At 46.5% G+C, this 15015-nt stretch carries 12 protein-coding genes; 5 read left to right on the top strand and 7 right to left on the bottom strand.

From position 1 onward, the window contains the following. Positions 1-5: 5 nt before the first annotated feature. Complete coding sequence (locus GVY42_RS13535; protein WP_159563521.1) at positions 6-872, top strand: YitT family protein; 867 nt, start codon at positions 6-8, stop codon at positions 870-872. 114 nt (positions 873-986) lie between these two features. Further along, positions 987-3593 (top strand): bifunctional diguanylate cyclase/phosphodiesterase, encoded by a 2607-nt coding sequence (locus GVY42_RS13530; protein ID WP_159563520.1) that lies wholly within the window; start codon positions 987-989, stop codon positions 3591-3593. 27 nt (positions 3594-3620) lie between these two features. Here the strand turns inward: GVY42_RS13530 and GVY42_RS13525 are convergent, their stop codons facing one another. Continuing rightward, positions 3621-5690 (bottom strand): alpha-amylase, encoded by a 2070-nt coding sequence (locus tag GVY42_RS13525; RefSeq protein ID WP_159563519.1) that lies wholly within the window; start codon positions 5688-5690, stop codon positions 3621-3623. Positions 5691-5841: 151 nt separating this feature from the next. Between GVY42_RS13525 and GVY42_RS13520 the strand changes: the two genes are divergently transcribed. Then, positions 5842-6465: a hypothetical protein gene (locus GVY42_RS13520; RefSeq protein WP_078146294.1), complete on the top strand. Its 624-nt coding sequence runs from the start codon at positions 5842-5844 to the stop codon at positions 6463-6465. A gap of 39 nt (positions 6466-6504) precedes the next feature. On the opposite strand, the gene GVY42_RS13515 is transcribed toward GVY42_RS13520, so the two are convergent. Both GVY42_RS13515 and GVY42_RS13510 read right to left on the bottom strand, forming a co-directional pair. Further along, a complete protein-coding gene (locus GVY42_RS13515) occupies positions 6505-8547 on the bottom strand; it encodes a heavy metal translocating P-type ATPase (RefSeq protein ID WP_159563518.1) in 2043 nt (680 codons plus the stop codon). Between the two features lie 109 nt (positions 8548-8656). Next, a complete protein-coding gene (locus GVY42_RS13510) occupies positions 8657-9019 on the bottom strand; it encodes a metalloregulator ArsR/SmtB family transcription factor (protein WP_015880762.1) in 363 nt (120 codons plus the stop codon). Between the two features lie 149 nt (positions 9020-9168). Here GVY42_RS13510 and yhfH point away from each other — a divergent pair, with 149 nt between their 5' ends. Further along, positions 9169-9327, top strand: coding sequence for a protein YhfH (gene yhfH / locus GVY42_RS13505; protein ID WP_015880761.1), 159 nt, complete (start codon positions 9169-9171; stop codon positions 9325-9327). Positions 9328-9361: 34 nt separating this feature from the next. Here yhfH and GVY42_RS13500 read toward each other — a convergent pair whose 3' ends face one another. From GVY42_RS13500 to GVY42_RS13490, 3 genes are all read right to left on the bottom strand, one after another. Further along, complete coding sequence (locus tag GVY42_RS13500; protein WP_015880760.1) at positions 9362-9694, bottom strand: CrcB family protein; 333 nt, start codon at positions 9692-9694, stop codon at positions 9362-9364. A 10-nt stretch (positions 9695-9704) separates the two neighbouring features. Then, positions 9705-10091 (bottom strand): fluoride efflux transporter CrcB, encoded by a 387-nt coding sequence (crcB, locus tag GVY42_RS13495; RefSeq protein WP_159563517.1) that lies wholly within the window; start codon positions 10089-10091, stop codon positions 9705-9707. Positions 10092-10170: 79 nt separating this feature from the next. Next, entirely contained in the window at positions 10171-11373 is a 1203-nt protein-coding gene (locus tag GVY42_RS13490; RefSeq protein WP_015880758.1) for an ornithine--oxo-acid transaminase, read from the bottom strand. 155 nt (positions 11374-11528) lie between these two features. Here GVY42_RS13490 and GVY42_RS13485 point away from each other — a divergent pair, with 155 nt between their 5' ends. Next, a complete protein-coding gene (locus GVY42_RS13485; protein ID WP_159563516.1) occupies positions 11529-13583 on the top strand; it encodes a bifunctional diguanylate cyclase/phosphodiesterase in 2055 nt (684 codons plus the stop codon). A gap of 17 nt (positions 13584-13600) precedes the next feature. Here GVY42_RS13485 and GVY42_RS13480 read toward each other — a convergent pair whose 3' ends face one another. Continuing rightward, positions 13601-15004, bottom strand: coding sequence for a basic amino acid/polyamine antiporter (locus GVY42_RS13480; RefSeq protein WP_159563515.1), 1404 nt, complete (start codon positions 15002-15004; stop codon positions 13601-13603). Between the last annotated feature and the right edge of the window lie 11 nt (positions 15005-15015).

Here is a 15015-nt window from a genome sequence, read left to right as displayed (position 1 = left end):
TATCTATGTATGCAAAATCTCGAAAACGGGTTGCCCTTGAAACGGTACTGTTCATCATTGCCGGGACAATCCTTCAGTCTGTCTTTGTCAGCTTACTGCTTAAACCAAACGAAATCGGTTCTGGGGGAATCGTCGGAATCACGTTGATTACGAATGAACTGTTTGGAACTCCCATCGGTTTGACACAGCTCGTGCTTAATATCCCGCTCTTTATATTGGGACTAAAATATTTGGGACGTCGATTTATCTTGATGACAGGAATTGTCGTCGTACTTTCCTCTATCCTCATCGATAGTTTGCCAGTCTTGATTCCCCCGACCCCTCTCGATGATCCGCTCGTCGCTTCGGTGTTCAGCGGAATCGTTTCAGGGCTTGGACTCGCACTTCTCCTCTTTGCAGGAGCTTCCACCGGTGGACTCGATATTCTAGGGAAAGTCATCTATATGAATAATCGAAACTTGTCGTTACCTAAAATCTTTCTGACACAAGACATCATCGTCTATGTGTTGGTCTTCATCGTCTTTGACATCAAAGCTGTCATGTACGCGCTTGTGTTAAGCTTCGTCAGATCCCGTACGTTGCTTACGATTCATAAATTCTTCGCTGCCCAAAAGCAATGCTTCATCATTTGTCAAAAAGCAGACGAAATCAATTTGGTCATCAAGCAGAATTTGAAACGGGGCGTCACAATTATGGATGCGACAGGCGGATATTCGAATGATTCGAAAAAAATGCTGTACGTCGTCGTCCAGAACAATGAAATCCCACGCCTTCGTCAAATCGTGTCTGAAATCGATTCTGAGGCGTTTGTCACTGTGTCTGAAATCGATTCAGTCGTCGGGAACTTTAAAGAACACTCATATACACTGTAAATCTAAAATTTTCGACAACAATATAGATTGTTGTCGATTTTTTTGTGTAATCTTCGTTCTCCTGTTCCGATAATAAATAAGAGCCCCATACATATAAAGAAGGAGGTGCATGAGTTGTCTGTTTACTCGTTGCGCCAATACGTTCCGGCGATTCTCATCGGAACTTTTTCTACCGGACTTTTATTTTTATTTTTGACCCCGCACGACTTACTACAGATCACGTTGTTCATCTATTATCTCGTCATATCAGGGGCAGCGATTGGCTTTAGCGGAGTAGCTATCTTTAAACATAGAGGTATGCGGCGTTTTATCCATATTTTGATTAGTGCAGGAAATGTATGCTTCACGCTGTACTTACTGATGCACTATCATTCAATCAACGACAATATGCAGTCCTTGTTGTTCCTCCAAAATTTCTTTTATTTAATCATGGCTTTAATCGTCATCACGCAATCGATTGAGTTTCGTACTTTGAAACTACGCACGTTCGATTTATTCGCCCTGTTCAGTTTCCTTTTGATTGGTGGTCTTCATATTTGGTTCTTTTCAACGCAAGACGTCTCACTCGTGTCACAGTTGAGCGGATTCGAAGAGCAAATGTTACTCATTAGCCTCTATATGATGCTCGCATTCCTCTACTTAAATCGAGTCGTCTCAGCCGGTCAACAGTTCCGGATTTTATTGCTCGTCGGAATTCTTGGATTCACGATTGCTTCGATTGCAAACACGTTGGTTGTCTTTTCCGGAATTACACATGAATTGATTCATCTGTTGCAAGTCAGTAGTATCTTGACCATCTCGATTAGCTACTGGGTCGATGATGTATCGGAAGATGCACTTGCCTACGATTCCATTGTCGATTATGTGCTGTATAGTGTGGTCGTCATGATGTTTTTACTCGCTTCCGATCGCCTTCTTGGAACATCCGTAATGGACTCGATGATCGCAAATGCTGTTCTCTTGTTGCTCATTCGTCAGTTTGTCGTCTCCAAACAGAACGCACTCATCAGTCATCGTTTGCATTCCGTCAACACAGATTTGGAAGTTGCCGTGTCGACCAAGGCACATGAATTAGAAATCCGTGAACAGCAATACCGTTCGCTTTTTGCCTACCATTCAGAACCGATTTTCTTATTCGACTTGCATGGCGAAGTGTTATCTGTCAACGAGGCCGGCAGTTCTATCTTAGGACTGACAACCGAAACACTACTCGGCTCGAACATCTTAGACATCATTGAATCGAAAGACCGTGCACCTTATACCATCATTCTTCAAGAGTTGACGAACGGTCGTCCCCGAACAATCGATGTGCGTGTGATGACCGACGAAGGGGAAACACGCGTCTGGCAATTGGTCAACGTCCCAATGATCATCGAGGGAGAAGTCGAGGGCATCTACGCTATCGCTAAAGACATCACCCAGATGATCGAGCAACAAGAACAAATTCTGTATCAAGCTAAATTCGATAGTTTGACCGGTCTTCATAACCGCTACGCACTTCAAGAGCAAATCGAACGCTTGATCGAGGAAGGGCGTACGTTCACATTGATGTTTTCCGATTTGGATGGATTTAAAGAAATCAATGATCAATTCGGTCATCATATGGGTGACCAGTTATTACAACATATCGGAAAACGGCTGCGGACTGCACTCTTGCCGAACGAATATGCCGGGCGACTCGGGGGCGATGAGTTTATCGTCGTCGCGGAACATGGAGACGATGAGATGTTGACGGAACGATTGCGGCGGCTTGTCTATCGTCCCCCGTATTATATGGCCGGGACACTCGTCGAAGTCCATGCCTCGATCGGGATTGTCCGCTTCCCGGAGCATGGGAAAAAATTAAAGCACTTGCTCTCGAATGCCGATTTGGCGATGTATCGCGCGAAAGACAAAGGTCGTGACGAAACCGTCATGTTCGAACCAGAGTTACGGGAGGACAAAGAAGAGCGGAAAGTGTTGATGGAAGGGCTTGAAACCGCACTTGAAAAAGGCGAGATTTCCCTTTTCCTTCAGCCTCAAGTGGATGCCTCGACGAAAGCAATCATCGGAGCAGAGGCGCTCATGCGCTGGCAACATAACGGTGCGTTCATTCCACCAAGCCAGTTCATTCCGATTGCTGAAGAAACGGGACATATTCAGGATTTAGGTCGTTGGATGATTCATGAGACATTCCAATTGATTCACGTATTTGAACAAGGCGACATCCATTTACCGAAACTATCGGTCAACTTATCCGTCCGTCAGTTGTTTGATGAACACTTGATCGATTACTTGAAAACATTGTTCGAGCGGTTCCCGATTGAACCGTCACGCCTTAATTTTGAGTTGACAGAAACCGTGGCCGCACATCATTCGGATCGTGTATTAAATCGCATTTTAGAGTTAAAAGCACTCGGCATCAAGCTGTCTATCGATGATTTCGGGACAGGGTACAGTTCACTCGCATACCTCGTCCGTTATCCAATCGATGAACTGAAAATTCCTCGTGAGTTCACGATGCAGCTTGAAGAGAATCGCGAATATCAAATGGTCACGACGACCATTGTCGCCATGGCACGCCAACTCGGTATGGCACTCGTTGCCGAAGGCGTCGAAACCGAGTACCAGGAGACGTTCCTTCGTAAAATCGGTTGTGACTCCATGCAAGGATATCGCTATGCGAAACCGATGCCGCTCGATGAATTTGTCATTTATTACATGAAACACACAACGCCTTGAACCGGTTATTCGGTACAAGGCGTTTTTTCATCTCATCTCGTACACTTTGACTTCTCCCGGTTTCAAATCGACCAAGAGATTCCAATTATCATCAAACGAATGCTCCGCATACGGCCACGAATCAGGTGAATAGACCATCTCCGCAAAACGACTCGCATTCCAATTTCGACGTCTCACCCCATCAAGCGTGACAACTCCTCGTAGCGCATCTACCATGTTCGTATTCGCTACGACGAGCAACGTATCATTCGTTTCCGGTCGTAACCAAGCGAATCCAATGAACGGGGCGAACGGTTCATTTAAAACGAGCGGTTCAAAGTGATTCGGATCCACGAGCACATCTAACCATCGACGTCGAATTTCAGCCACTTGATGCATCACTTCAATCATTTCATCCCGTTCTGGATGATCCCAATGAAACTGATACGCATCAAAAAACGCAAGCTTGCCAAAATAAGGATCCGTCGGGAAGAGTTGATACGCCTCTTCCGGTCGACAATCGAGTCCAGTGTTCATCGGTTGTGTCTCATACAATTCGAGCCCCGAGTTCGTCATCGGAACCCCATTAGGCATAAATCCGTTCAACACCGTCAACAAACGGCTTGCTTTTCGTCCGCCTTCCCGTGTCGCGAGTCGTCGCGTATCTGCCGTTTCACCTGCTGCAAATACCGGAAGAGGTAAAAAGCGTGAATCGTATAAGAATTGATGGGTTTCATGCGTGTTGAATCGCGGTTCTTTATAAAAACCATATCCGATAATCATATTATAGCCAGCGTCCTTCGCCGCCCAGGCTCCGGACTCGATGAGTTCTTCAGCGATAAAGCTGAAATTCGAATCGATGGCACGCGGTTGTTCCAAAATTCGTTGTGCTAAATCGACCGGAAGGGCATGACCCATATCAATACGCGCTCCATCTATACCGTATTCCCGTTGATAGTGAGGAATGATATCAGCGAGCATCTCCCAAACAGGTTCATTGATCTCATTTCCTCGGAATTGATTGGATTTGATCGAGTCAAACAGGATATAAGGTGCAATGTTCGCATCGTTCACATAAGGTGCCGCTGCAAGCGGATGGTCTAAGAAAAGTCGGAAATAGGTTACGTCTGACCATGGTGGTTGCGGGTCATTGATACAATCCGAGAAAGCAGGTGCAGTTGTCAATCCGAACTCTCGTTCAATCATCGCCAATACGTTTTCTTCTGGATGCTCGAGCAACGTGTTACGTACACGATCCCATTTCTCCGCATCAATCAAATTCGGTGCCATGGAGAACCGTCGCAAGTGTTGCCATACGTCTTCTGAGTTATACACCATCGGCAAGAAAGCAAATTCCGGTTTGACGTTCTCCCCAATGCCCGGAACATATGGCGGATGATAGTAATCGACTTCCGTCAAGGGAATCCAGTAAAACCATTCCGGGTTTTCTAAGATGAGACGGTTATCTCGGGCACACGTCCGCGGGATGACATCGATGACGACACGAATCCCTACCATGTGACAGGCCTCCACGAATGCGGCAAATTCTTCTTCGACCGTCATCTCGTCACCAGTTAACGTTTCCTTTAACTCTTCATCAATTGCGAAAAAGTCTTGAACGGCATAAGGAGAACCGAATTCACCCTTCTTGTTTTTATGGCTGTGTTGCGAAATCGGCAAGAGGAATAATGTATCGATCCCCATATAGAGAAGATGTGGAATCAATGCAAGCGTTTTCACAAAAGTGCCTGTGTCTTTCATTCCCACTGAATTCTCCCTTTCAACGTAACCCGACCCGTCATGGTCCCATGAGGTCGATGTACGAACTTGCATGGAGTAGACCGATGCCCGTTTGATCCAATCCCCCCCGGTTTGTAAATGTCCGTCTGCAAGCGCAATGGAAGTACGATAGTCGCGACTTTCATGTGCATACGGGAAAATCGTTTTTTCAATCGTTTCCAACAAAAAATCATATGGATTGACACGTTCCACCCCATCTCGAACCGGCTCGGAATGGAAACGCATGCGATTCCAAAGACTCGGAATCTCATAGGTAAGATTGGTTCGCTTGTTTCGTAAAACCTGGCACAGCTTGTGTAACGTCGAGTTCTCTGACATATTGACTCTCCTTATGCATCTAATTGTCTTCTCTCATCAAGAGACACTACTCTTAATGATTATACATTTCCCCGTTTTTTCCTTTTTCAAAAAAATATTTTCTGTCGTTTTTTACAAAATCATGTACGATGTAGAAGAAAGGAGGGTCACGATGTCACAACGAAAGTGGATTTTATTATGGATCAGTTTATCAATCTTATCTATTTCGATTATTTTTATTTTTATTTTTCAATTGAAAGAAACAAATGAGCGTCTCGAAACCATTCAAGGCGAACAACTCGACTCCTATGAATCGATTGAAGACGTGATGTATTATAACGTCGAACGGGCAAATGCCATTCGTGGATTACTCGCATATGAAGACCGACACTTTTTAGAGATGTACTATAGCATGTCTCGACAAGCCAAAGACCTTAAACAATCCATCATCGATGACCCGGACACACCGAGCTCTGTCCTCGATTTACTCGAACGAGATGCCATTTGGGAAAAGGAAGCCGACCGCGTTCTCGTCATCTATGAAGAAGGCGACTTAGTGAAAGCGACGGCTGTCGCAGAAACGATGACAGAACTTCGGCAAACGATTTTAGAAGATTTACGGTCTCTCAAACAAATGCAATATAAAGACATTCATAAAGAGTTGATTGCGGCAGAGAATCAAGTATCTTTCTTGACACAAGTCCTTTTCACCATCACTTTTTTACTTCTTGCTATTATTGTCATCCTCACCTTTATGTTGTTGCGCATTAAAACGCATCACGACAGAATCGAATAAAAAAAGAAGTGTCTCAGGTATAAAACCGAGACACTTCTTTCATGATGTCATACGAAGTAACCGCGTCGCGTTCGCGATGGCAAGAAGCGCCACTCCCACGTCCGCAAATACCGCTTCCCACATCGTTGCGATGCCGAACAATCCTAAAAGCATGACAAGTGCTTTGATTCCAAAGGCAAAGAAAATATTTTGCCAGACGACGCGCTTCGTTCGTTTGCCTAGCTCAATGGCCCGAATGACATCCGTTGGCGCATCATGCATCAATACCACGTCCGCCGCCGTGACTGCTGTATCGCTTCCGACGCCACCCATGACGAGACCGACGTCTGCCCGGGCCAAAGCCGCCGCATCATTCATACCATCCCCGACAAAAGCAACTTTACGCGTTCCGACCATCCGTTCGATTGCCTCCACTTTCTCGTGCGGCAGCAACTCCCCTCGTACTTCATCCAATCCGAGTTGCTTGCCAATTTTTGTAGCGACTTCTCGACGATCTCCAGATAGCATGACCGTCTGGATTCCGATTCGTTTCAATTGTTCGATTGCAGCCATCGCATCCGGCTTTACCGTATCCATCAGTTCGATTCGTCCAAGCCAACGATTATTCTTCATCACATGTACATTCGTCCCGATTGACGAATCTGCAATCACTTGACCTAACCGTTCCATGTAACGGGCACTCCCTACATACACCTCGTCGTCACCATCTCGTGCACGGAGACCATATCCCGGCTCCTCTTGAATCGAATCAAACGATTGAACCTCCCCAGCACGACGGACGATTGCTTGCGCAAGAGGATGATTGGATGCTTGTTCGACACGGGCAGCTAACCGTAACAGTTCATCGCTAGTGATGCCGTCTGTCGTCACGATATCGGTCACTTCAAATCGCCCGGTCGTCAATGTTCCTGTTTTATCGAAGACCACTGCATCCACTTCAGTCAATGTATCAAGGAACTCGCCACCTTTTACAAGAATCCCTTGTTTCGATCCAGAACCGATCCCCCCGAAATAACCTAACGGGATTGAAATCACAAGTGCACAAGGGCAACTGATGACGAGAAAAATCAAGGCCCGGTAAATCCATTCATTCAAGTCCCCTACAAACAAGGGTGGAACGAATGCGACAAGTGTCGCCATGACTACCACAATCGGTGTATAGACTTTTGCCAAGCGCGTGATCATTTGTTCCGTTTTTGCTTTCTTTCCATTCGCCTCTTCGACGAGAGCAATCATTTTTTGAAGGCTTGATTCAGCCGCGAGCTTTGTCGTTTCAACGATGAGACGCCCCTCGATATTGACCATACCTGCCAACACTTCCTCGCCCGCGCTAACTTGCCTTGGAACGGATTCACCAGTCAATGACGACGTATTTAAAGAGCTCGCCCCACTCACGACGAATCCGTCCATCGGGACTAGTTCTCCTGAACGAATGACGAGGTGTGACCCGACCGTTACTTCTTCCGGCAATCGTTCCATTTCCTGACCCGCCTCGAGTACACGCGCTCTGGTCGGTTTCATATTCAACAAGGACTGAATCGATTTTCGGGAGGCGCGTACCGCCCGTCCTTGCACGTATTCCCCAAGTTGATAAAACAGCATGACCGCCACCGCTTCCGGGTATTCCGAAATGGCGAATGCCCCGATTGTCGCGATGGTCATTAAAAATTTCTCGTCAAACCATTCCCGGTTCCATATGTTCCGGACCGCACCGTATACGACGTCGTAACCAGCAAGTGAATATGCCGCAATATATCCTAAAATCGAATCTGTCCAAATCGCCATCGAAAAAATAAGAGCGGCTGTGAGAAATCTCCAAAGCGTCCAATCTCGTCCTTCGGTTTGATCGTCATCTTGTTTTACAAACTTCGCTCCCGGTTCAATCCGCCCCATCGTCTGCTCAATTGACTGAAGCATCTTGTCACGGTTCGACGGGTCCACCCATTCAATCACCATACGACTCGTCGCAAAATCAATTTGGCAAGATGCGACTTCTTCACATTTCGCCACATCCCGCTCAATTTTGGCCGCACAATTAGTACAGGTAATACCGGACACAGGTAGTACGTCTCGATTTCTCATCATATCCCCCTAACATTCAAATGTTCATTTGAATATATCGTATCGTGAATTGAAATTGAAGACAAGTACAAAAAAATGACCGCCCCTCGAATGGGGACGGTCATTGAACTTAAACGTCTTTTTGTTCTTCACTGTGTGTCAATGCAATTTCAACGAGCTGTCTCACGTGCTCATCATCCAATGAATAATAAACGACTTTCCCTTCTTTACGATACTTTACCAATCCTTGTTCAAGTAATGTCCGTAAATGGTGAGATGCGGTCGCGTTAGAGTGACCGATAACGGCCGCCACATCGCATACACATAGTTCATGTTCGAGCGTCAACACATACAGCACTTTTAGACGGGTCGGATCAGCGAACGCTTTAAACAAACGACTGACTCGAGGCGCATCTAATTGCGCCAAGGCGGTTTGTAGCGTTGGAACGTCCTCTGATTGAATTCCAATCGTTTCACACTGTGGCACTTTCATTTTTTTCACCTCGTCTTTTGATGTGTATAGTGTAGCAAAAAATCCCGAATATATCTGTTATATATTATAGTTGACTTAATGACATCTGTTATAATACAATCATGACAACAACCAATACCGTGACACATCTACGAAGGAGGCATTTTCATATGAATGAATGGGCAAGCCGACTCGAATCATCTGTCGAGTTTTATCAAAAACTACCGGACAAAACGTGCCAGGAATGCGGGAAGCATATGGATGAACAGTGCGAGTCATACGAAACGACTTGTGCTTCATGTACCGAGAAGCTTCAACTTGCAGAATAAAACAACGCCCCTTCGAAATGGAAGGGGCGTTGTTTTAGATTGACCAGCCGATATAAGCAGCCAGTATTCCAAACAGATATGTCGCAAGGAGATAAAGTCCGAATCGAATCCAGTCTTTTGTCGCAAACCGCATCAATTCAAGTTTCAAAGTCGAAAACGTCGTAAACGACCCTAAAAATCCAATCCCTAAAAAGAGAAGGAGCGACGGATGGCTCGTGTGGGCATATAAATACCCAAGGCCAAACGAACCCGACACATTGACGAATAATGTTGCAAATGGAAAGGTGGAATCAGACCACCGTTTCATCAGTTGACCAATAGCAAAACGACACATCGCACCAAAAAAGGCACCTGTCGCAATCCACATGATTGTCACCCTATTTCACCTCAACTTTTCGTCTCACGCCGACACGATAACCAAGCCATGAGCTCCCGAGTCCAAGCGTGATACTCAAAAAGACGTATAGAAGCGCCAGCCCTATCCGACTTTCGTCTAATAATCGAATCGTTTCAACGCTAAACGTGGAGAATGTAGTGAAGGAACCAATCATTCCAGTCCCCACAATCGTGACGAATTGAGGAGAAAGTTTACCCGTTCGAAGAAACATGTGAGTCAACCACCCTAACAAAAAACTACCGATGAGATTGATGAGCAATGTCGAAACCGGGAATGCGCTCGGTCCAATCGAATCGATCATCATACCAAGACCATAGCGTGCCAAAGCACCGACCGCCCCTGCCAATCCGACATATATGTAAATCATCCAACTCCTCCTCCACGAAAAAGACACCTGCTAGGCAGGTGTCGATTGAACTGACTTCATTATACCAAGCTGACGCTTCTTACGAAATAGCTGCGGGGGCCAATACGGCTTCGATTGCTTCGAATGCTTGGTCGAGTTCTTCTTTCGTGATCACAAGCGGTGGTGCCAATCGAATCACGGTTTCATGTGTTTCTTTACAGAGAAGTCCCCGCTCTTTTAGCGCCTCACAATAAGGACGAGCCGACTCCGTCAACTCAATGCCGATAAAGAGTCCACGTCCGCGAACGTCACGAATCATCGGATTGTCGATCGACTTCAAGCGATCCATGAAGTACGTCCCGAGTTCTAGCGAACGTTCCGGTAGGTTTTCTTCTTCTAACACTTCAAGAGCCGCGACGGAGACAGCCGAAGCAAGCGGGTTTCCACCAAACGTCGACCCGTGCGAGCCTGGGTTGAAGACCGAAAGAATCTCCTGGTCAGCTGCAACACATGAGATTGGGAAGACTCCGCCTCCGAGTGCTTTTCCGAGAATATACATATCCGGTGTGACGTCTTCCCACTCGATGGCAAACCACTTTCCAGAACGACCAAGTCCAGACTGGATCTCATCTGCGACGAAGAGGACATTATGTTCTTTACAGAGCTCGGATGCCCGCTTCAAATAACCAGCCGGCGGAATGATGATTCCAGCTTCCCCTTGAATCGGTTCAACGATGAACGCCGCTGTATTCTCTGTGATCGCCGCTTCGAACGCGTCGATATCACCGTATGGCACAACTTTGAACCCTGGCAATAATGGTCCGAATCCACGCTGATATTCCGCTTCTGTCGACATCGACACAGCAGCCATCGTCCGTCCATGGAAGTTTCCTGAGCAGACGATGATTTCCGCTTGTCCCGGAATGCCCTTCACGTCATATGCCCAACGACGTGCTGTCTTCACGGCCGTCTCGACCGCTTCTGCACCCGTGTTCATCGGTAACACCATCTGTTTCTTTGTAAGCGTTACCACTTTGTCGTAAAAACGTCCGAGTTGATCGTTATAAAAGGCGCGCGACGTCAACGTGATCTTATCCGCTTGATCTTTAAGCGCTTGGATGATCTTCGGATGACAGTGTCCCTGATTGACAGCAGAGTATGCACTTAACATATCCATGTAGCGATTCCCCTCAGGATCGGTTACCCAAATCCCTTTCGCCTCCGAAATGACAATCGGTAGTGGATGATAGTTATGTGCCCCGAACTTCTCTGTCAATTCAATCACATCGTGTGTTTTTGACATATTGTTTCCCCCTTATTCAAAACTATCTTACTCTTTCAGTATATGACGTCCCTCTTTCTTTTGACAATGACGAACTTAAGCATTCCTTGAATTGGCAAAATCAGGTACACTGACATTAGAATATGCATTTAGCATGACAGATTGGAGGAAATGATGTGGCTTCATTGCGTGATTTACCAGTAGATGAATTCATCGATGCTTTATCTGTTCCGTGTTGTTATATTTCTCAAGATGGTACGGTCCTATTATGGAATACGCATGCCGAAGTTTTATTCGGCTGGGAACGTGACGAAGTCCTCCATCAACCACTGCCGGTCGTCCGGCAATTAGATCATGCTCTCGAAACATGGTCGCCGCTCCTCCTTCAATATCCATTCTCGACAACGGCGATGACGCCGTTTCAACATAAGGATGGCTCCGTCATCTATGCGACTGCCTACCTGCAATCTTTTTCGCTCGAAGGGATTTATGGTTATTTTTTAGCGTTTCTCCCAAAAGGATTTGGACCGCTCATCAGTACAGAACAGTTCAATCTACTTCATCATTTTCAAGAGATGATCAAACAGTCCACGCATTACTTGGCGACAAATGCGAAAGGCGAGATTGTAGACATTAATCCTTCGTTATGCCGTCTACTCGATGCGACGGAGCAACAGCTAATCGGACGCGAATGGTTCGAACTCATTCATGATTCAAGTGAACAGGACGGGATTTCGCGTAACGTTTTAAAATCACTTGAGACTAATCGGATTTGGAACGGTGAGATGCCGATCTCCTGTAAGCAACATGAGTCAGAGCCGTGTTGGCTTAACTTGACTGTCGTACCGATTGTTAGTGAGAAGAATGAAGTGATTCAATATACCGCATTCGGATTTGATGTCTCGGAAAAGAAGCGTCTTGAAAAAGAAGTCCAGTTCCTCGCTTATCAAAATGAGTTGACCGGACTTTATAATAAAAAAGGGTTTTTACGTCGCTACGACTCAATCCTTCGACAAATCGATGAGCGAGAAGGTCTCCTTCATATTGCCTTGTTTGATATCGACCGCTTCAAAATTATCAATGAGTCATTCGGGTCTCGCGTTGGGAACGAACTTCTCATCCAAATCAAAGAGCGCGCACTGCATCTCATTCCGGAATCCGCTCTTTTATTCCATCCTACGGGCGGACTGTTCGGTGTCATGTTCTTCGAGGAATCGAAAGAAGAAGTGTTCCAAGTACTCCGACATCTGCAACACGAACTGCAACGTCCGTTCCGGATTTACCATCACTCCATCATGGTATCGATTTCGATCGGATGCGTATTTTATCCGTCTTCGACAAGTTCACTCGAGGAACTGTATACACGTGCTGAAAGTGCCCTCTTCAAAGGGAAACAGATCGGCGTCGGTACGATTCAATTTGTGACAAAAGATATGGATGCCGCTTTCTCGAGACAAATCAATATTGAGAAGGCGATGTACCGAGCCCTTGAAGAAAAGCATTTTTATCTTGAGTATCAACCAAAGTATGAACTCGCCACAGACCGGCTCATCGGTTTTGAGGCACTCCTTCGTTGGCATCACGACGAACTGGGACAAATCCCGCCTTCAGAGTTCATTCCGCTCGCGGAAGAGATGGCACTCATCGTTCCCATCAACAACTGGGTCATCTTAGAGGCAACGAAACAACTGAAAGCCTGGAAAGCCGAGTTCGATCAACCGCTCTCGATGGCAATCAACATTTCGCCTAATCAATTCCGAAGCGACAGTTTTTTGAATACGTTACGAAACATCAAGCAACAACTCCAGCTCGACCCGGCAGACATCATCTTGGAGATCACGGAAAGTCTCGTCATGCAACAAACTGATGAAATCATCGAACGCATGGAACAAATCAAGCGCTTGAACTATCGACTGTCGATTGACGATTTCGGAACAGGCTTCTCGTCCTTGCAGTATTTGAAGTCCTTCCCGGTCGATGAACTCAAAATCGATAAAGTCTTTCTCGATGATTGGATGGCGTCCAAATCTCATCTCCTCGATGTCATCGTCCATCTTGGGAAGAGCTTAAATCTCCACGTCGTCGCAGAGGGAGTCGAAGATGAAGAGATGTTGGCACACTTAAAGTCGACAGATTGCGATTCTTTCCAGGGCTATTTATATGCGAGACCTGCTTCACCAAGTGTAATCGAACAATTACTCCGATCATCAAAAAACTCACCGGACGCTTGAGACGCCGGTGAGTTTTCTTATAGGGCAATCGTGGCTGTCCAAAGTCCATAAATGCCATAGGTCGCACACAATAGAATAATCAAGGCAATCATCGATTGGGTACGGGTCAAGAACGGTCGCCCTTGTTCCCGTTCTGCCAAAAGAAAGACGAAGATGCCAGGTGCGTATAGAATCATCGCAATCAAGACATACTCGAATCCTGAAGCATAGAGTAACCAGGCGGCGTATAGCGAGGCAATCCCGGAAACGACCATCATCCGTAGCGACGTCGCCCGCTTCGCCTCCATCCATCCATAGAGTGCCGAGAATAGATAAGGAACGAGTGCTGCGATTCCAGCGATGCTTGAAAGCACGAGATACGTCTGTTCTGAAAACAAGGCGATGGCCGTGACCACTTGAGTGAACGCTTGGGTGATGAATAGCGCGTTCACTGGTGTCTCGTTCGCATTCAAACGGTGAAATACTTTCGGAAACACCCCATCCCGGCTCGCCACGTACGAAATTTCCGTCGCTAAAATCGTCCAGCCGAGCAATGCGCCTGTTAATGATACGAGCAGTCCGATGTTAATCAATGTTGCGCCGAACGGGCCGACGACCGCTTCTAACACATATGCCATCGACGGTTCAGGCAACGCAGCGAGTTGCTCCTGTGTCATGACACCAAACGAGAAGATGGAAATCATCATGTAAATCAATAACGTCCCAATCAGGCCAATGACCGTGGCACGACCGACATCTTTTTTGTGTCGTGCGCGCGATGACAACACGACCGCTCCCTCGATACCGACAAATGCCCAGAGTGTGACGAGCATCGTCGACTTCACTTGTGGAAACACATCCGCCCAAACAAACCCTGTTTCTCCCCAAAAATCGACTTGGAACGTATCTATTTTAAACGCGAATAGGATCAACACGATGAACAAGATAATCGGGACGAGTTTCGCAATCGTTGTCACGATATTGAGAAGTGCCGCTTCACGCATCCCACGTGAAATAAGCCAAAATAAGCCCCAAATCAGAACGACACTCACGAACAAGCGAAACAGTCGGTGTTCTGCTGAGAATATAGGAAAAAAATAAGCCAATGTACTGAAAATCAATGTGATGTTGGCTACCGTCCCAATCCAAGCCGACATCCAGTACCCCCATCCGCTGTTGAATCCGACAAACTTCCCGAAACCTTCACGGGCATAGGCGTAAATTCCGCCTTCTAGCTCTGGCCGCGTGTTTGCTAAAAACTGAAACACAAAGGCGAGCATAATCATGCCGACACCCGTAATCCCCCATCCAATTAAAACTGGTCCGACCCCTGCCCCTTGTGCCATTGCACCAGGCAGGTTAAACGCACCTCCACCAATCATGGTCCCGACGACCATTGCCGCAAGACCGAAAAAGCCGATTCCGGCTGAATGTTGTTTCAAGTTAACGCCTC

Source organism: Exiguobacterium sp. 8A, from assembly GCF_902506275.1.
GTDB lineage: Bacteria > Bacillota > Bacilli > Exiguobacteriales > Exiguobacteriaceae > Exiguobacterium > Exiguobacterium profundum.
The sequence above is the reverse complement of the archived record's forward strand: the minus strand, read 5'-3'. Positions and strand labels throughout refer to the sequence as shown.

Bases quoted from the DNA above. Each gene is read 5' to 3' on its own strand.
- GVY42_RS13535 (WP_159563521.1), top strand. From the start codon at position 6: ATGTATGCAAAATCTCGAAAACGGGTTGCCCTTGAAACGGTACTGTTC.
- GVY42_RS13525 (WP_159563519.1), bottom strand. From the start codon at position 5,690: ATGTCAGAGAACTCGACGTTACACAAGCTGTGCCAGGTTTTACGAAAC.
- GVY42_RS13520 (WP_078146294.1), top strand. From the start codon at position 5,842: ATGTCACAACGAAAGTGGATTTTATTATGGATCAGTTTATCAATCTTA.
- GVY42_RS13515 (WP_159563518.1), bottom strand. From the start codon at position 8,547: ATGAGAAATCGAGACGTACTACCTGTGTCCGGTATTACCTGTACTAAT.
- GVY42_RS13510 (WP_015880762.1), bottom strand. From the start codon at position 9,019: ATGAAAGTGCCACAGTGTGAAACGATTGGAATTCAATCAGAGGACGTT.
- yhfH (WP_015880761.1), top strand. From the start codon at position 9,169: ATGAATGAATGGGCAAGCCGACTCGAATCATCTGTCGAGTTTTATCAA.
- GVY42_RS13500 (WP_015880760.1), bottom strand. From the start codon at position 9,694: ATGTGGATTGCGACAGGTGCCTTTTTTGGTGCGATGTGTCGTTTTGCT.
- crcB (WP_159563517.1), bottom strand. From the start codon at position 10,091: ATGATTTACATATATGTCGGATTGGCAGGGGCGGTCGGTGCTTTGGCA.
- GVY42_RS13490 (WP_015880758.1), bottom strand. From the start codon at position 11,373: ATGTCAAAAACACACGATGTGATTGAATTGACAGAGAAGTTCGGGGCA.